Origin of the sequence: Colwellia sp. RE-S-Sl-9 (assembly GCF_048296855.1) — a bacterium.
Classification (GTDB): Bacteria; Pseudomonadota; Gammaproteobacteria; order Enterobacterales; family Alteromonadaceae; genus Pseudocolwellia.
Genome location: NZ_CP182631.1, coordinates 1,801,958 through 1,821,899 on the forward strand (window position 1 = coordinate 1,801,958; position 19,942 = coordinate 1,821,899).

A 19,942-nucleotide genomic window follows, 5' to 3' on the forward strand; every position below is an offset into this window, starting at 1 on the left:
ATATGAATTTTTATAGCTCTGAATTTTTAACACAACATAGCCAATCTATTCTTGATTTTTATGACAATAGTGTTGTTGATCAAACTGGCGGTTATTATCAAAATTTTTATGATAATGGCGAAGTTTTTAATGGGGGTTTTCGCCAATTAGTCAGTAGTACACGTATTATTGTTAACTATGCTATGGCAGGAATAGCCTTTAATAAACCAGAATACTTTACGATTGCAAAGCATGGTCTTGATTACCTAGAACAAATACATTGGCAAGAAAAAAGCCAAACCTATGCATGGACTTTAGAAAATCATCAGCCTCTTGATATGACACAACAAGCCTATGGTTACGCATTTGTTTTATTAGCCTATGCCGCTGCTAAAAAAGCCAATATTATAACAACCGATGAGCCATTATTAAAAACTTATCAGTTATTAGAGCAACGCTTTTGGCAACCTGAATTTGGTTTATACGCCGATGAAATTAACATGCATGGAGAGCTGAATGACTATCGTGGCCAAAATGCCAATATGCATTTATGTGAAGCTATGATTGCCGCTTATGAAGCAACCCATAATAATTTATTTTTAGACAGAGCTTTTCTCATTGCTGAAAATATAGCTCAACGTCAAGCAAGTTATACCAATGGTTTAATTTGGGAGCATTATAAAACCGACTTTTCTCCTGATTGGGAATACAACAAAAATGATCCTAAAAACTTATATCGTCCTTGGGGATTTCAGCCAGGTCATCAAACCGAATGGACAAAGCTATTATTAATGCTTAACCGTCACAAACCGACTGCTTGGTTAGTTGACACAGCAAAAGTATTATTCGATAAAGCGATGGATGTTGCATGGGATGAAACTCACGGCGGACTTATTTACGGTTTTGATCCTCAAGGAAATTGGTGCGACGACGACAAATACTTTTGGGTACAAGCAGAAAGCTTTGCCGCTGCCGCCATGTTACATAAAGCAACAGGTGAAGAAATCTATTTAACTCATTACAATAAACTGTGGCAATATAGCTGGGATCACATGATCGATCATACCTATGGCGCATGGTTTAGAGTGTTAACGCGTGATAATAAAAAAATGTCTGATGAAAAAAGTAGCGCTGGTGCAAAATGCGACTACCACACGTTAGGCGCTTGTTTAGAAGTATTAAGAACAATAACACCCTAATGTTAAAAATACTTGTTATCTCAATATGCGTGTTACCTAAAGCACGCATATTAATAATTCAGTAGATAACAATATCTGATTAAACAAAACAAACCACCAAAGGTTTTAACTTATTCTAAAAAAGATGTTTTAATAACTGCCTGTTACATAATATAAATTTTGGTTACTTGAATGCTAGCGTACAATGATAAAGGTTTACTTAGGTCTGGCTTTACTCTAGGCAAAGGAGATAAGCTTTTTCAACATAATGAGCGTGCAATATTAAAGCACGTTTTTTGGAATAAAAATGTCACCCAAAGCCAAATAGCAGAAGTGACTAAAATACCACAACAAACCATGTCTCGTATGGTTAAATCTCTTATTGATCTAGGCGCATTAAATCAAACTGATACCATCAGCTCTTCATCTCGCGGTAAACCAGGTACGAACTTAGAACCTAATCCTAATTACGCATATACCTTTGGTCTTTCTATTTTATTAAATGCAATAGCCATTACCGTGATGAACTTTAAAGGTGAAGTGGTAGGTACACAATTAATAGAAATGGAAGACATGAGTATAAAACACGTATTAAAAAACGTGAGTCTATTAATTGATGAATTATCGTTAAAGTATGAAATTCCGTATGAACGCATATTAGGTATGGGCGTAGGAATATCAGGATTTTTTAGTTCTATGGATGGAAAAATGAACACTCACCATGCATTAGAAGAATGGGCGCAAATTAACATAGCCAAAATAGTAGCAGATACTTTTAACCTACCTACATGGGTAGTGAACGATGGTACAGGCGCTGCTGCAGGAGAAGGTATTGTAGGAAAAGGCAAAGAATATAAAAACTTTGTTTACTTATTTATTTCTTCGGCTTTTGGTGGTGGGTTAATTAACAATCTCGATATACTAAAAGGCACATATGGTAATGCTGGAGAGATAGGTGACATGCTGCCTCCTAAACTCTATAGCCACCCTAACTTAGAACTATTTCGCCGTATTTTACTTAAAAATGGCATTGAGATGCCGTCTATTTATAGCTTAAACGAAACTTACGATCCCCAATGGCCAGGTGTAGATGAATGGATATATAAAGTACAAGACTCGTTTGATCTAGTTGCAACCTGTAGCTCTGCCCTATTAGATACTCAAGCCATTATTATTGGTGGGCATATCCCGAAACAACTCGCTGAAAAAATAATTCCCCGCATTGATGTTTATGCTCAGTTTCGTCGCGGAGAAAAAAGACCGCAACCTAAAATTGTATGTGCCGAAGTTGTTACTAACCCTGTAGCTGTAGGTGCTGCAACACTCCCATTACGTGATTGGTGTTTTTAAGTTAAACAACCCGCATTCGGGTTAAATAAGATCAGTTTTCCTAAATAATCCTGGGGGCAAACCAATTGATTTTTTGAAACGTTTTGAAAAATTAAAAACATCTTTGTAACCCACTTGTTCCGCTATTTGTTCAATTGACCACGTGGTATTTTTTAATAAATACTTTGCCCGCTCCATACGTAAAAAGATCAAATGCTGGATAGGACTCCTCGTAAAATGTTTTTGAAATAGTCGATATAAATGTGGCGATGAGTAATGAATAATCTTCCCCATATCTTCAACAGTCCAATTGAAATGAAGTTTTTTTTCAATATCTCGTATAAGTTGAGCAAGTTTTTGATGATCAGATGCACCTAAAGACTCTGCACATAAGGTTTCGTCTAAATAGTATTCAAGCTGTTTAACTGAAGGCTGTCGTAAAATACTGGAACGTTCGTAATAAATAAAACTTAATATATGAAAAATTTGCCTACCGCTTTCACACAATGCGACCGAAGGTCTATTCTCACATAACGTTCTCCAATGTAAGCAATCGTTTAAATCAAACCATACCATCGAAAAACTTTCACACTGTAACTCTATTAAAAAAGGTTTATGAGCAGGAAGCGTAACTAAATGGCCTTTATCAATGGTTTGTTGACCTTTTTCAGTGTGTAGCTCTAATGAACCATCAACAACATAAAAGATGGTATGGCACATAGGATCTGCCCTACCCACACAATACTTACCTGATAAAAATGAAACGCCACACAACTTAATTTCAAGCTTGTCTAACTCAGGCACTTTATTACACTCAACAAAGCGTTCATTGCATTCTGGGCCAATTTCTAATACATCTAACCATTCGGCCATACATGCTCCTTTTTCGAACAATGATAGTTTTGGATAAATATAAGATAGATTCCCCCATAAAACAATAATCCATTACATATTAAAATAGCATCAGTAGTTAGTTAACCCACTAACAAGTTTTTACTTAGTAAGATATATTTTTATTTGAGGAGTCACTTATGACCAACATTGAAATCTTAGGATTTACATCAGCATTTTTAACAACATTTTCTTTTCTTCCTCAAGCAATACAAGTGATAAAAACACGTGATACTGCATCGTTGTCTTTAGCTATGTATAGTATTTTTACGGTAGGTGTTGGTTTTTGGTTAGTATATGGAATAATTAAAGAAGACAGTGCCATGATAGTTGCTAACATGATCACTTTTATTTTATCTTCTATAATATTATCAATAAAAGTATATAACGATTTACAGGTTAAACGTCATACAGAGCCCTTGACTGAATCTATATAATGATCACAGATTAAGGTAATAACCTTATGTTTATTACCTTAATTAACCCCTTCTAACCATACTATTCATTTTCTATTCATCACGTACAAGTCACAAAACTAAAAAACTCCCCCACTAAATTTAAGTTATTCATTTTTTGTGCAAATTAAAAAATAGATACTATAGTTTTTAATAATTAGGAATAAATAACCTAACGCGGTTTAAAATTTTTTAATAAATTGAAATACGTAATATTCTTTCAACTGATGATCTAACTTGATAATTTTTCTTACTTCAAAAAAATTTCGCGTCCGTAGCGGGTCTATTGCAAATAAATTTAACGATGAAGTTAGCAAAATAGTTACTAGAAAACATTTATTAAACCGAGCTGAGATTTAATAGTACTAACCTTCTACTATAGTTAATAAGGAATTTACATGACGATAAAGACTCGCCTAATGGCAATACTTATTGCCATTATCATCTTACTACTTGGCGGCATTGCTGCGGAAAACATAGCAAGCCACAAAAATACAATTCAAACAAAAAGTAGTACAACTCGTTACCTTTCCTATCTACTTGCCGATGAGTTTCGTCAAACATCAATGGATCTTACGAGACTTTGCCGTACTTTCGTCGCAACCGGTAACAATGAATACTGGGAAGCTTACTGGGATATTGTTAAATGGCGAAATGGTGATATTGAAAGACCTGAATATGTGGATGTAAATTTATACCGAGGAAAAAAGAAAAAACAAAGTGACATCATGAAAGAATTAAACTTTTCTCGTGCTGAATTCGCCTTACTAGACGAAGCAAGTAAAAATTCCAATGGATTAATAGAAACAGAAACACAAGCAATGGAATCAATAAAGGCAGGTAAAATTGTAACAGGCCCATTTAAAGCTTTACCTAACGAAACTGTTAACGATTTTGCATTACGTATCGTTTTTAACAAAGCCTATCATCAAGAAGTAAATAATATAATGGCACCTGTCGATAAGTTTTTCTCTAATCTTGATCATCGAACTTCAACTGAATTGAAAAATTCTCAACAGGAAGCTGCTTTTTGGCTAAATATCAGCTTAAGCATTCGAATACTTATCGCGCTTCTAGTGATCGCATTAATGTTTTTTATCATTCAAACATTATTCAAGCCTCTAAAACACGCTACTTCTGCTATGTTAAATATTGGCGAAGGTGATGGTGATTTAAGTAAACGTTTAGATGAAAGTGGTAAAGATGAACTATCTTCTTTGGCTCGTGGTTTCAATTTATTCGCTAACCATATTCAACAAGTTGTAATAGAACTACGCGACGCTATTAATGATATTTCAGCATCTTCCTCTCAATTAAGTTCTACGGTAACTCAAACTGACCAAGCAATTTCAGAGCAAAAAAATGGTATCGAAAAATTATTAAAATCTCTAGAAGACATATTACCTGCCGTTCAAGAAATTGCGACAAATGCCTCTCAAGGTGTTGAGTTAGCAAAAGAATCCAATCACGCTGCAGCAGAAGGATTAAAAGTTGTTGATCAGGCTATCAATAATATTAACTTGTTAGATACCGATATAGAGAATGCCTCCGATGTAATAGACACATTAGCAACCGACACAGATAACATTGGCTCGGTATTAGATGTTATACGAGGCATTGCAGACCAAACTAATTTATTGGCATTAAACGCCGCGATTGAAGCGGCAAGAGCTGGTGAACAAGGCCGAGGATTTGCCGTTGTCGCTGATGAAGTTCGTACCTTAGCCCAAAGAACCCAAGACTCTACATCTGAAATTCAATCAATGATTGAAAAGCTACAGGTAGGCGCTAAACAAGCCGTTGAAGTGATGTTAGAAAGTAAAAACCGCACCGCAGCCTGCGTCAGTAATACAAGAGATACTGGCGATTCACTAGGAAAAATAACAGAGTCTGTCGCATCTATAATGCATATCAATACGCAAATAGCTTCTGCTACTGAAAAGCAGAACAACACAATAGATGAAATAAAAAGTAATGTAGACAATATTAACCAACATATTGAACAAACAGCTCAAGGCTCAAGAGAAACCGCAAATAATAGTCAATATACGAGTCAATTATCTGGAAAAATCAAAATACTCGTTGATCAATTTAAAACGTCATAAGCTACAAAACTTAAGCTTTGTCCATATCACTTCGAACTGTTTGAAGTGATATGGAGTATCAATAAAGATTGAATCACCTAAAGCAACTTATAAAAATATCTCCACCCTATAATATTCAACGAAAATCAAAAAAACTTCCTTTCAAAAGTGGCAAAAATTTCAAATGTAACTAAGACTTAGAGTAATACGCATATCAATCACGAAGTGCTTAACAAAAAATTAAAAACAATGAAGTAATAGCAGCTAAATTAAGGTCTGCAGATCTATTTGATACAAAATAAAACTGCCAACTACAACGTACATGAACTTATTCCCCTAAAGATAAGTTTATTAGCAAATAGCTATAACTCCTTCACGGTAGAATTAGAATTAGGAATGAAAAAGGTTAGTTATTTGAAATCACGCCAACAGTCTATTAAAAGCAACATTCAAAGCGTGGTGTTAAGAGCATTAATGCTCTGTTTACTATTAGTTTTTATTGCCGTTTTAACTGTTGAGTACCTCAATACAGACACCATCTTTCGCCAAAACATTAAAAACATATCATCTTTAGTCGCCAAGTATAGCGCTCCTACTTTGATCTTTGATGATGAACAAGAAGCAAACAATACTTTAAAAATTTTAGAAATAGACGATAGAATAATAAAAGCTCAAATCAATAAAAAAAATGGACAAACATTAGCTGAAAAAACTTTTTTACCTAAAAAAAACTTACGTAGTGCCTATGTTGTAAACGTAGATATTATAGAAGACGAAGTAAAATTAGGCGTACTAACATTGTGGGTTGACTTATCTGCTCAGCAATTCAATCTCATCAAAATATTTTTTATTTTACTTTTATTAAGCTTATTAAGTTTATTTATTGCGTTTATTCTTAGTAAACAACTCCCCTCACCAATTACACTCGCTATTTCAAGTGTTGTTAATATTTTTAAAGAAATCCGAAAAACACAAAATTTCGGTCGACGAGTTGAAAGTTCCAATATATCGGAAATGAATACCATTATTGATGGTTTAAATGCCATGTTAGAACAACTTAATAGTAGAGATTATCAACTCCAACGACATAAAGAAAAATTAGAAATAGCGTTAAAAAGTAGTGGCGAAGGTATTTGGGAATTTGATCCTAGATTAAAAATAATCACCAGCGATCACACAACTCAACTCATTATAAAAAATACTGAAAACAACACCTTTACCGATAAAAAATCAACACATTACGAACACCATTACATTACATGGTTAAAGCGTTTTTATCGAGAAGATAGAGCAGCCATTTACAACAATATTAAAAATTTACTGCAAGGAAGTATCAGCGGATTTAAAATTGAATGTCGAATAAAGCTTACCGAAAACTCTTTTCATTGGGTTAATATTCATGGCTTATTATCTTATGATCAAACAGGTTATCCCGCGAGTATAATAGGTACTATTGTTGATGTGCACGAACAAAGAAAAGCACTACAAGAAAGCCAACTACTCTCTGCTATATTTCAACAAACGCAAGATCCTGTTGTTGTTATAAATTCAAATTTTATTATTCAAGCAGCTAATAATGCTTTTAGTAAACACACACATATTAAACCTCAAGGACAACACCTAGAGCAATTTTTCGATAAAAAATATCACGACAGATACTTTTTTGATCGTATCAAAAATTCAATATTAAAAAAGCAGACTTGGGAAGGAGAGCTGCGCTTTCTAACAGCTAACAAGGAAGAACGACCTATATGGCTATCTCTTGTTCCTGTCAGTAAAGGTGAAAATATCAATTATTTAGGAACTTTTTCAAAATTAACTCAACGTCAAAGTATAGAAGATGAATTACGCTATTTAGCCCACTACGACAGTTTAACCGACCTGCCTAATAGGCGTATGTTTAACGACCGCCTAAATCAATGTTTAAAAGCATCTAAACGAAACAAATATAATTTCGCCATTGTTTTTATCGACGTAGATGACTTTAAAAATATTAATGATACTTTAGGTCATAAAGTGGGTGACGAAATATTAATTGCTTTCGCTAAAGCCTTAAAAATTCCCTTACGAAATGTTGATACCGTGTCACGCCTAGGTGGAGACGAGTTCGTTGTTTTATTAGAACAATGCGGACTTAGAGAGCAAGTTGCAGCGGTAACCGAACGACTATTAGATGAAATATCAAAACCACTTTTACTGCAAGGCCATAAACTTAACCCTACATCAAGTATTGGTGTCGCATACTATCCTGACGACGGACGTACTGCTGAAGAGCTCATGATAAATGCTGATTTAGCCATGTATAGAGCTAAAAAAGATAAAAAGTTACCTTATCGTTTTTTCAAAAAAGAATGGGGAAAAATTGCAGAAAGACAATCAAAGCTCCGTTACGCCCTTGCAACAGCCATTGAGCACAATGAGCTATTTATTACATTACAGCCCAAGTTTGATCTGCAAACACTACAAATAGAATCTGCAGAAGCACTGCTGCGTTGGGTACACCCTGAATATGGTTTTATATCACCAGTAGAATTTATTCCGTTAGCTGAAGATAGTGGTTTTATTGAAGAGATTGGTAACTGGGTCTTACATCAAGTAGCGGCTATTTTAGAACGTTGGAAAGAAACAAATCTATCTCACATCAGTATTGCTGTTAATGTTTCAGCAGTTCAGTTTGATGAAGACAAGCTCCTTAAAGAATTAAAAATATTAATAAATTGTTATGATTTCCCTATCGACAAGTTAGAACTAGAATTAACTGAATCTATCTTATTAAAATCTGAATCTAAAGCCACTGAAATACTTAATCAGATTAAAAATATGGGTTTTGTTATATCTATTGATGATTTTGGAACAGGTTATTCATCCCTTCAATATTTAAGTAAGTTCCCTGTGCAAGCACTGAAAATAGATCGTAGCTTTATAATTAATTTTGAAAATGATCCAAGAAATAACACCATAGTTAAAGCCATTATAGCTATGGCTCAAGGGCTTGAAATGAAAGTAATCGCTGAAGGCGTAGAAAACCTGAACCAATTGCAGCTGTTGGCCAAAATGGGAGCCAATATCGGCCAAGGCTATTGGTGTTCAGAGCCTATAAAAATAGTTAAATTTGAAGTATTTGTTCAAGAATGGAGTATAAAAATACTCGATAAAAATTTAAAGACTAATTAAGGAATACAACCTTACCTGTGCATTTATTTTCCCTGTTCTAACAATTTTAATACCCGTTACCACAAATAATAGCTGTTTTAGCTATTATTTTTTAGCAACATTGTATGAGCAAAATCGTGATATATTTTATATTTAAAGTAACATATTTACAAATAAACAGGTGTTATAGTGAATATAGATTATTTGACAATAAAAAATAACAAGGTCTTACATGATCCCAAAAACACATAGAACGCTATCAACACTGTTCATATTGTTCTTATACAGTATATCTATGCTGGCTCAGGCAAAATCAATTGAAGACTTCAACTTCAATTGGAAGTTTACCCTAGAAAAACAACAAGCTGCCCACCAATACACTTTTGATGACAGCACATGGTTCCCCGTCAGATTACCACACGATTGGGCTGTTGCATTACCCTACACTAATGAAAATGCAGCAGCGAGTACAGGCTTTAAAGCAGGTGGAATTGGCTGGTATCGTAAAACATTCAACTTACCTAAATCAGACAAAAATAAAAAAATATGGGTTGAGTTTGATGGTATTTATAACAACTCGGCTATTTGGCTTAATGGTCACTATATTGGTGGCAGACCTTATGGCTATTCCAGTTTTCAAGTAAATTTATCCCAATACGCCAACTACGGTGACAAAGCTAACGTTATCACTGTAAAAGTGGATCGTACCGCATATGCAGATTCACGATGGTACACTGGGTCAGGTATATACAGAAATGTACGTCTAGTTAAAACCGAGCCTGTATATATACCACAGTGGGGTATGCAAGTTACAACCCCTGAGGTTTCCTCGAAAACAGCAAAAGTAAGCATAAATACCCAGATTATTGCCAATAAATATCAAGGCGAACATGCTAAATTAAAAATTGAGTTATTCGACCAAAAAGGTAAAAAAGTTGCTCAAGATAAAGAGTCGTTTGATCTAAGTCATGAGAATAAAATCACTCAAACTCTTACAGTAAAAAAACCTCAATTATGGTCGTTAGAAACACCTCATCTTTACACAGCGAAAGCTACTGTTTATGTTGATGGCGACAAAACAGAAGCAGATATAACTACCTTTGGTATTAGAACCATCAAGTTTGATAGCAATAAAGGGTTTTTCTTAAATGGTGTTAACACAAAACTTAAAGGTGTTAACTTACATCACGATGCTGGTGCAGTAGGTGCGGCTGTTCATAAATCTATTTGGCGTTCTCGATTAGAAAAACTGAAAAGTATTGGTGTAAATGCTTTACGATTATCACATAACCCTCATAACCCAGGGTTACTTGAATTAGCTGATGAAATGGGATTTTTAGTGAACGCTGAAGCCTTTGATGATTGGGATAGAGCTAAAGAAAAAAGCAAAGTGCATGTTGGCGATAATAAAGCGAAAGGAGATTCTGTAATATCATACAGCAAACATTTTAATGAATGGGCTGAACGTGATTTAAAAGATCTTGTTCGTCGAGATTTTAACCATCCGTCTATCATAATGTGGAGTATAGGAAACGAAGTAGAATGGACTTATCCTTATTATAGAAAATCAGCATCTTATGAAGAAGACGGTACAACATATTTTACAGACGCTGCTGACTTTAACCCTTCGCGTATAAAGAAAAAAATTAAGAAATACAACCCTGACAAAATTGACAATTTACCTATCATTGCAAAAATGCTGTCTGGTTTTGTTAAAGAAATAGATACAACCCGTCCAATTACCGCAGGACTAGTTCTTCCATCAGTTGGCTTTGCAACAGGTTATGCCGACGCTTTAGACTTAGTTGGCTTTAATTACCGCGCACCTTCTTATGAAGCGGCTCATAAAATGTATCCCAATAAAGTTATTTATGGATCTGAAAATTGGGGGACATTATCAGAATGGCTGAATGTAAAAGATAAAGATTATATGTCTGGTATTTTTATATGGACAGGTTTTGCTTACAAAGGTGAAGCTGGTCCCTTACCTAAAATGGGATTAGAAATATCTCTGTTTGATTATGTAGGCAATAAAACACCCAGAGGACATTTTTTCGAAACTTTATGGGGTAATAAACCCAAAATATTTTTAGGTACTACATCGGCTAAAGAGTCTGAATTTTCTTATTCAAACGATAATGGATGGATATTTACAAAACGTAAAATACCTGAACATTTATGGCAAGGACTTCGTCGTTGGGAGTGGTTTGATATTTATGAAATGTGGAAGTACAAAACAAATGAAAACATTGTTGTACAAAGTTATACCAATACAGAATCAGCCGAATTATTTTTAAACGGAAAGTCTCTTGGCCGTAAACAACTTAAAGACTTTGATGATCAAATTATAAAATGGATGGTGCCCTATCAAGCAGGCGAGCTAAAAGTTGTTGGGTATAACAGCGGTAAAGCAGTAACTCAAAGTATTTTAAATACTCATGGTAAACTTGCTTCCATTGAACTTAATGCTGAAAAACAAAGCTTAACTGCAGATCAATACGATACAACCTATATTCATGCTACTTTGTTAGATAAAAACGGCAACCTATTGTCTGATGCCGAAATTGACATAAAGTTTACAGTTGAAGGCAACGCTAAAATAGCAGCTGTAGATAACGGATGGGAAAATAATATTCAAGATGTATTAACTGATCATGTTATTACCCATAAAGGCAAAGCGGCACTATTGTTACAAGCACAAGATAAAGCAAGCCAAGTAAAAGTGTATGCAACAGCTAACGGCGTAAAATCTAAGCCTATTTTGATTAACCTAAACTAGGCTTAATTAAGGTCTGTTGACCTTTCATGTTTAAATTTTGTTCGGATTAAAGGCTTGTTAGTCGCGGCGCAAGGGAACTAGCATAATTGTTCTATGTAAATTCCTTGCAACAATGAACAAGAAGCATTTAAACGACCTCATAGGACAGAAAAATCAACAAACCTTAATTTCCTTCAAGATAAAAGTAAAACGATAAAAAACCTACTTTAGCAGAGTTAAAGTAGGTTTTTTAATTACATACCTTAGGAAAGTATAAAGAATATTCGTTAAACCCTGTAAAATAATATAAACTCCTTCCCTTATTTTTAATCGCCTCTGTTTATGTATCGAGTAAATTAGCGTTTACTTGCAAGGTTTACTGTTATGCTTTTTCGTATTATCTTTATTTTTTATTGCCTTATCTTTATCCCTTTATCTTACGGGAAAGATTTTACTGAAGTTAGAAAAAAGTTTTCAAAAACAGTCGCCAGCGAATTAAAAAAACATAACATTCCTGGTGCCGCCTATGTCATTATTCAAAACAATAAAGTCGTTGCGTTAGAAACCTTTGGTTATACAGATAAAAGTAAATCAAAAAAAATAAACGCCGATACAGTTTTTAGATTAGCATCAGTTTCAAAACCTTTTGCAGCAACAATTACCACCATGCTAGCGCAAGAAAAGCGCTTAAACTTATCAGATCCTATTACCCAATATATTCCTAACTTTGTACTTGCTAAAAAAAACGCATCTAAAAAAATTCAAATTAAACACCTATTAAGTCATTCAAGTGGTTTAATGCCTAACGCTTACGACAACTTATTACATGAAAACTGGAATATGCAAAAAATCATAGGCAGATTTGATCGCGTAAGCCCTATTTGCCAACCTGGAATATGCTACGGATATCAAAATATTGCCTACGGTTTTTTACAGTTTGCTATAGAAAATAGTCAACCTAAAAGCTACGCAACGCTATTACAAGAACGTATATTTACCCCTTTAAAAATGGATAATGCTTCAGTAGGTATTGATAACTTTTTAAACAATAAAAATATAGCAAAACCACACGTACTTATTAGAAGTAAAAGAACCGGTAAAAAAGATAAAAACGGAAGATACATCAAGCAAAACGTATGGCATCCCGTAAAAGTACAACCTGACTATTACAAAGTTGCGCCAGCAGCCGGAGTTAACGCTAGCATCACAGATTTAGCTAAATGGTTAAATGCTAATATGGGTAATAATCCTGATATTTTATCACCCAACTTACTTAACGAATTAACAACACCCAGAATAAAAACCAAAAAAGATTTAAGACGTAGATACTGGAAAGAAAGCCTTAAAGATGCCTATTACGGCTATGGATGGCGTATTTACCAATTAGACAAAAGCTCCATAATTTACCATTCTGGCTGGGTACAAGGCTATCGCGCAGATATTGGCTACTCGCCTGAACTTGGGATAGGTTTTGCTATGCTAATGAATGCAGAATCTAACTTAATCAATAAGTTGTCTCACGATTTTTGGAAAGCAGTTCAGCAGTAAAACAACGACCTTTTGACTTAACTCGGCTCAACAACAGACATTAAAGCAAGGTTACGTCCTTCAAGATCTTCGAAAAACACCATCCACTCTTCAGATCCATCATCATGTTTATGGATCATATGGGGTGCATTAACAAATTTAACTCCTAGCGTGGTTAATGTTTCGTATGAAAAATGTATATCAGAAACCCTGAGGTACAAAATTGATTCAACGGTATTAACGTCTTCACTCTCAGACAGCATTAATCGAACGCCCCCTAAATCAAAAAAAGCTAATTTTCCAAAGGTATACAAATGAGCTAGCCCTAAAACATCACGATACCAAGCCTCTGATTTTTTAATGTTTTTAACGGTTCTGGCCGTTTGCCCTAAAGCTAAAATACTATGTTGGTTATTCATATTTTCTCCTTGGATTATCAGTAAACTCTCTTTAGGTACTCCCACCCAACACATTAAAGCTTTACGGTTTTTTAAACCTAATTTAGCTATTGCATTTGCAACGTGATATTTCACTCCGTCTAAACTAATCTTTTCAAGATCAGCAATTTGCTGATTGGTTAAGCCATGGCGAACAGCATTAGCTGTTCGCCATTCAGCAAGAGTGAGAATATCTTTATGTGGCGGTCGACCGCGTAATTTTTTCATATGAATAGATTAGCTTATTAAAAGTTTATTTACCCTCCCCTTTTTTAACCTTTTTATTCCTATAAATAACACAGAGTAATAACACTAACATTGACATATTCATATTATTGAAACAAACTCATTAGACCAGTTGTTTTTTATTTAGGAATAAAGATAAATGTCGTATAAACCTTCCAAAAGTCTCATGCTAAAATTGTGGAAAATATTCGGTGGTTTCACTATAGGACGGTGGATTGTAGGTAAGGCTTTATGCTTTACAGCTCCTTATTTTGGTACGATTAAACCTAAGTTAATTATTGTAAAACCGGGTCATGTAGAACTTACCATTAAAAAACGTAGGGCTGTTTATAATCATTTAAAATCAGTTCATGCCATTGCCATGTGTAATGCTGCTGAACTTTCTGCAGGTGTTTGTATAGACATATCTTTAAGCGATGATCTACGCTGGATACCTATTGGTATGACGGTTCAATACTTGAAAATTGCCAAAACAGACTTACGCATAATTTGTAAAATAGATAGGTTTGATTGGGAGAAAGCCGAAGATGTCGTGCTACCTGTTGATGTTTATGATACGGAACACAACAAGGTTTTTCATGCTGATATTACTATGCGAATTTCACCAAAACCATCACAACCATAAATGAAAAAGGTAATAACATTCTCTGCTATTACCTTTTCATAATTAACCTATAGCCATAAAGGTTTTAATCAAAAATGGCTCCTCCTGTATTATGACTCTCTCTACTTGTTGCCAACTCTTTAGTAACTTTTTGAACCGTCATAAAATTAAGAGTTTTTAATGTCTCTATTATTTCTAAATCAACATTTTTATTGCTGTTAAGTACAGATAATAACGGCGTTATAAACGATTCCATATGCTGCGTAAATAAAGACAAGGTTTGTGTTAATTCAGCGTTATCTGGCTTTTCAACATTTACTTGTAACTTTAAACTAGACAGTGTTTCGTTCAATGTGTCTAAACTACCAGACTGAGACTGTTGCAGTACTTGGCTAATTTGATTCAATCCCTTTTGCAATAATGATATTTGGCTCGCAATAGCAGCCATTGGATTGTCGTTATTACCTAAGTTTTGATGACGAACAAAATCATCTTTTATGATTTTCCAGCGCTCTGCTTGCTCACTAGTTTGGTTATTACGAAGTTCAGCTAATTTAAGTAGATTTTCTTCAGCACCTATTGTTAATGTTTGAGCTTCACCTCGGTAATGATCTGCAATCAGTTGTTCAACTTCTTCGTCAGTCATCACAGGTACAATTTTTTCTACCATTTTATTCATGTTTCGGTAGCTACCTTGTAACTTAAAGGGTGGCTCGGTTCTGTATTTGTCGTCTTGGGCAGCAGATGCAATATATTGTTCATTCGCTTTTAAAACGGTTTCTTGAACCTTGCGAATACGCTTAATAACCGCAACAATTTCATTCACTTCGGCTTGTGAATAACTATGTTTAAGATCCGTTGCAGCAACCGGTTCTCCATCTGCCATTTTAACTAAATTATACAAGTCATCCATATCGCGTGTAGCAAGTGGCGCAATGTAAGAGTTACTGGTTAAGCTATTTTCAATAAAACTTAAAGAAAACTCATGTTCACGACCACTTAGCGTATCACCCAAATTATAAATATCAGCACGGTTAGCTAACATGTCTGGAATACTAAATGCTTCGCCTGACTCGGTATACGGATTACCCGCCATAACAACTGCAAACTTTTTACCACGCATGTCGTAGGTTTTACTTTCGCCATTCCACACACCATCTACCCGTCTTGAACCATCACAAAGAGAAATAAATTTTTGTAAAAACTCAGGATTAGTATGTTGAATATCATCAAGGTACAACATAACGTTGTTACCCATTTCAAAGGCTAAGTTGATTTTTTCTACTTCATTCTTTGCCGTTGAGTTATTTGCCTGCGCGGGATCAAGCGATAATTGGTCGTGTCCAATAGACGGACAGTTAATTTTAACAAAGGTCATACCCAGCTTACTGGCTACGTATTCGATTAATGTTGTTTTACCGTAACCCGGAGGAGAAATAAGTAATAATAACCCCATTAAATCTGAACGTTTGTTATTACCTGCAGCACCAATTTGTTTAGCTAAGTTAGTACCTATTATTGGAAAATACACATCGTTAATCAGTTTATTTCGTACAAAAGAAGATAACGCTCTAGGTTTGAACTCTTCAAGTTGTAGTCGTTTACGCTGTTTTTCTAATACCTGTTGTTTGGTTTGATGAAACTGCTTAAATGCAGGTACATGTTCATACGTAAATTTACGTAACTTTGTGATAAATTCTTGATAGTTAATTTTTAATTTTCGATCATTAATCTGTTTATGCTGACCCAATAAGCCTTCTACAATACAATAGGTTTTAGCCGCAGAAGTATAAAACTCACTGTGCTGCTCTAACGTCATCAACATAGAAGCTTCAATTAATACATCTAAATGAATGTCTAATTTTTGATGATGAGCAAAAGCTTGTAACCACGCTAAATGGAGTTGATATTTTTGTTCTAAAGTTGAACAGCCTGATAGCGCGCTTTCAATTTGCTGTTCTAAGCTCTTATGTTTAAGTTGTGATTTTAGTTGTTTAACTAGATCTACACTTTCTTCTTTTATAACAAACTTTTGTTCAGCTAAAGCAAGCTCTTGAATAAGATACGTTGCTGATAAGACCGTGTCGCCGTTTAACCAAGGTTGCTCTTTAATATAGGTAGTTAATACACTTGACAATTCATCCGTTAGCTGTTGCCTAAGCTGATTATCGCCGAAGGTTTCTTCCATTAAGTGTAAGTTATGACAACGCTGTACTAAGTCTTTACGTTGGTTATCTTCTAATTTTGTTGAAAAGAAAAACACAGCGAGTTTTCTCTCTAACGCGGGGTAAGCTAATAGGCCTATAGATTCTCGTAACGATAATAGCTGTGTTAAAATTAAAGCGGCATCGGCGTCATGTACACCTTTATCATAACCTTCTTGATAGCGTGGCTCTGCCGCTTTTCTAATAAACTCTACTAATTGATTATTTTTTACCGCGTCTTTTAAGTGATCAATTTGAGTTTTACCAGACAATTCAGCTTCAAATAATAAGCTAGCGGCTAAGTATTCACCTCGGTATACATCACCACATTCAGAAATAAGTTCTTGCTGCCATAAATATTCAGTACCCGCAAATAGTTCAGCGTCTAGGTTTTCAAAATACTCACTGCCACTAATGTGTAATACCATTGCCTTGTCACGTGGCAATAAGGTTAGTTCTAGTTTTTGCTTATTAACCGAGAACTGATGTTCGCCTATTTTAACTAAGCTACCGTCGGCTGAATAAATATCGGTTTTATCTCTAAGAGCTCTTATGCCTTGTTCTTTAGCATTTTTTAGCTGAGCATCAATGTCATCAGCTCTAACATTGTCATCAAGTTCTCTTAATTGCTCTATCAGTTGTCTTAACTTAGACACCATAGGGTCGCCAGCAAAATAACTATTGAGCTTGTCTTGATCATTAAAACCTTGGCTACGACGAATAACACCTTCGATAATACGCTGTGCCGCTGTCATTAAATTAAGACAACGACGCTGCTGAGAATCCATAAGCTGTTGTTTATGTTGCTCGAAGTTATCGTAAATTTCGTCTCGTTTAGCGAGGATCTCAGTATAAAACTCCTCATAATCGCTAAATTGACTTTCTAAGTCTTCAAGCTGAATAAGTATTTGAGAGAGTTGTTGATCGCAAGATTGCGGTGTATCACTCGCATTTAAGCCACTGGTAACACTTTGGCTTAGTAGTTTAAATCTGGCACCAAATTCGGCTCTAGCCTCTTCACTGCCTACACTTTTTGCGGCTAAATCTGCGTTCGCTTTAACACGATTAATTTGACTAAATACACCTGATATATCTTCGAGTATACGTGTGCGCTGCCTGCTGTCTTCAATATCTAAAGACAGCATGGTGCGATTAAGTAATTCTAAACCTTGAATAAGCTCTTCAATGGCTAAACGTATAGGTTTTAATGCGGTGATTGACTCACTATCTGTAATCGCTGCTTCTAATTCTGCGATGGTAGTTTGGTAAGGGGTAAGTGCATTATCTTGCTGTAAAAAATCAGCCGTTGCTTGGCTAAGTCCTTTAGTGAGTTCGTCTAAAGTAACTTCCATGGTGTTAATTTCATCTACGTCAACATAACGTAATTCTTTATGAGAAATTAACTCGCCTTTAAATTGTGCTAACTCAGATAAATTATCAACAAATTGCTTAGCGTTATTAAAGCGATTTAATTGGAGATTTTTGGTTAACTCAGTAAGCTTATTTCGAGCTTCTGACATAACGGCATCAGAGCTTGCTTTAATGCTAACGACTTTTTCAAACTCATCTAATACGAGTTCTGAAGTCGTAACAACTTGTTTGATCAGATCATTTAGAGTCGATAAGCTTGTATCATTCAACCAATGATATTTATCAAAAAGCTGCTTAGATTCTTTAACTAAATCGTTAAAATGATGCTCGCTAGGCGCTTCAATAGAAATTAATTTAACAACGCTATATAAATCAGACACGCCTCTAACAAGTTCAGGATTACCTATTTTGCCAAAAAAACTTGTGTCGGTAGGTTGGTTGCTCGCATATTCTTCGGTACAAAATGGGGTTTGCCATATTTGCATAGCATGCACACGCGAAGGTTCAGATTCTGCACTAAAAACTACAGCCCTTCCATTATCGTACAAGCTTTGACCGTGACCATAAATAGGGTTTTGTAATGTTCTCGTGATCAGGTTATAGCCAAATAAAGCATACTGACCTGCATTAGGTTCATAAAATATATAAAGAAAATCTTCACCGTTGGGTGATTTAACTACACGGTGCAGTTGAAGATCTTCAGCATTGTCTTCAAAACTCTTATGTTCTCCATTTTGCAGATAGTATCCACCAGGAAAAATAATACCGTGATCTTCAGGTAATTGAATACACGCATGTGCGATTGCGTCTTGGCGTAATACAGTTTTGGTTTTGCAGTTAAAAATTAAATGTCGGGTTTGCTCTTCACGGTAGGGCTTTATTTTTAATAAAATAAGTTCGCCCACTTTAGCGTAGCGAATATCCGCATCGTCTAAAGATTGGTGTTCATCATCAACAGGCTCTGAATATATACCTTGCCCTGCTTCGGTATTATTTTCTACTTTAAGGGTAAGTGACCCGCCCATGGTTTCAACAAAAAGCATATCAAATAAATTAAAGTGCGGATGCTTACCTTGCTCTTGTTGTTCTCGTGATACTTTATGCCATTCAAAATCAAAATTTTCTGGCTGTTTTATATCTCTTTCACCACGGTTATCAATGTAAGTGACTTTATAATCTGGGTCGATCCCCCAGCGAAAAACACGTATGTCATCAATACGCTCACCAATTTGAAATATTGCAAAAACTTTGCTGCCTTGACGGTAAACATGAGATAAAAAGGTTTTTTTATAGTAGGTATATAGCTCATCAAAATCGCGAACAAATTCAGGATCATCAAGAAAGCTACCTTGTATTGGCAAGTCTACAATTTCAATCTCACCATTGTTATCTTGAAGTTGATGCAAACTAAATACATCAGAAATGGTGATATTACGTTGTAAACCTAAAAAAACGTTATACCCAAAAAGTAAGGTGTCTCCAATAGCCGCTATGTCTCTCGCAACACAATTATGCTCGGTTCTCACTCTTACACGAGCATCAACGTTCATATCAGTTGAGCCAAATGTTGAAATACGTTCATCATTTAACTGTTTTATTTGTGTATTAAGTTCACTACCTAAGGCGGATAGTCGGCGTTGTATTAGCTCGTATGAGCCACCTTCTGCAACGGCTTGATTGGTGACACTTTCCTTATTTGTCATTTAAGACTCCATGATGCTGTATG

At 35.1% G+C, this 19,942-nt stretch carries 11 protein-coding genes; 8 read left to right on the top strand and 3 right to left on the bottom strand.

Features of this window, described 5'->3' with window-relative positions:
• Window positions 1–2 precede the first annotated feature (2 nt).
• Window positions 3–1,178 carry an AGE family epimerase/isomerase gene (locus tag ACM9HF_RS07760; RefSeq protein ID WP_473616858.1) on the top strand — a complete coding sequence of 392 codons (1,176 nt, stop codon included), beginning with the start codon at window positions 3–5 and terminating at the stop codon, window positions 1,176–1,178.
• 171 nt (window positions 1,179–1,349) lie between these two features.
• On the top strand, window positions 1,350–2,507 hold the full coding sequence (locus ACM9HF_RS07765) for an ROK family transcriptional regulator (RefSeq protein WP_473616862.1): 1,158 nt from the start codon (window positions 1,350–1,352) through the stop codon (window positions 2,505–2,507).
• Between the two features lie 21 nt (window positions 2,508–2,528).
• On the opposite strand, the gene ACM9HF_RS07770 is transcribed toward ACM9HF_RS07765, so the two are convergent.
• Complete coding sequence (locus ACM9HF_RS07770) at window positions 2,529–3,359, bottom strand: helix-turn-helix transcriptional regulator (protein WP_473616865.1); 831 nt, start codon at window positions 3,357–3,359, stop codon at window positions 2,529–2,531.
• Window positions 3,360–3,517: 158 nt separating this feature from the next.
• Between ACM9HF_RS07770 and ACM9HF_RS07775 the strand changes: the two genes are divergently transcribed.
• From ACM9HF_RS07775 to ACM9HF_RS07795, 5 genes are all read left to right on the top strand, one after another.
• Window positions 3,518–3,814, top strand: a complete 297-nt coding sequence (locus tag ACM9HF_RS07775; RefSeq protein WP_473616868.1) for a SemiSWEET transporter — start codon at window positions 3,518–3,520, stop codon at window positions 3,812–3,814.
• A 416-nt stretch (window positions 3,815–4,230) separates the two neighbouring features.
• Window positions 4,231–5,937, top strand: coding sequence for a methyl-accepting chemotaxis protein (locus tag ACM9HF_RS07780; RefSeq protein ID WP_473616871.1), 1,707 nt, complete (start codon window positions 4,231–4,233; stop codon window positions 5,935–5,937).
• 393 nt (window positions 5,938–6,330) lie between these two features.
• Complete coding sequence (locus ACM9HF_RS07785; RefSeq protein ID WP_473616874.1) at window positions 6,331–9,090, top strand: EAL domain-containing protein; 2,760 nt, start codon at window positions 6,331–6,333, stop codon at window positions 9,088–9,090.
• A 211-nt stretch (window positions 9,091–9,301) separates the two neighbouring features.
• Entirely contained in the window at window positions 9,302–11,848 is a 2,547-nt protein-coding gene (locus ACM9HF_RS07790) for a glycoside hydrolase family 2 TIM barrel-domain containing protein (protein ID WP_473616879.1), read from the top strand.
• Between the two features lie 363 nt (window positions 11,849–12,211).
• On the top strand, window positions 12,212–13,375 hold the full coding sequence (locus tag ACM9HF_RS07795; RefSeq protein WP_473616882.1) for a serine hydrolase domain-containing protein: 1,164 nt from the start codon (window positions 12,212–12,214) through the stop codon (window positions 13,373–13,375).
• 17 nt (window positions 13,376–13,392) lie between these two features.
• Here ACM9HF_RS07795 and ACM9HF_RS07800 read toward each other — a convergent pair whose 3' ends face one another.
• Window positions 13,393–14,019, bottom strand: a complete 627-nt coding sequence (locus tag ACM9HF_RS07800; protein ID WP_473616885.1) for a LuxR C-terminal-related transcriptional regulator — start codon at window positions 14,017–14,019, stop codon at window positions 13,393–13,395.
• Between the two features lie 157 nt (window positions 14,020–14,176).
• On the opposite strand from ACM9HF_RS07800, the gene ACM9HF_RS07805 reads away from it, so the two are divergent.
• Window positions 14,177–14,662, top strand: a complete 486-nt coding sequence (locus ACM9HF_RS07805; protein WP_473616887.1) for a hotdog fold domain-containing protein — start codon at window positions 14,177–14,179, stop codon at window positions 14,660–14,662.
• A gap of 64 nt (window positions 14,663–14,726) precedes the next feature.
• Here ACM9HF_RS07805 and ACM9HF_RS07810 read toward each other — a convergent pair whose 3' ends face one another.
• The gene (locus ACM9HF_RS07810) at window positions 14,727–19,919 is read right to left on the bottom strand and encodes a DNA repair ATPase (protein WP_473616891.1); all 5,193 of its coding nucleotides are present in this window, start codon (window positions 19,917–19,919) and stop codon (window positions 14,727–14,729) included.
• Between the last annotated feature and the right edge of the window lie 23 nt (window positions 19,920–19,942).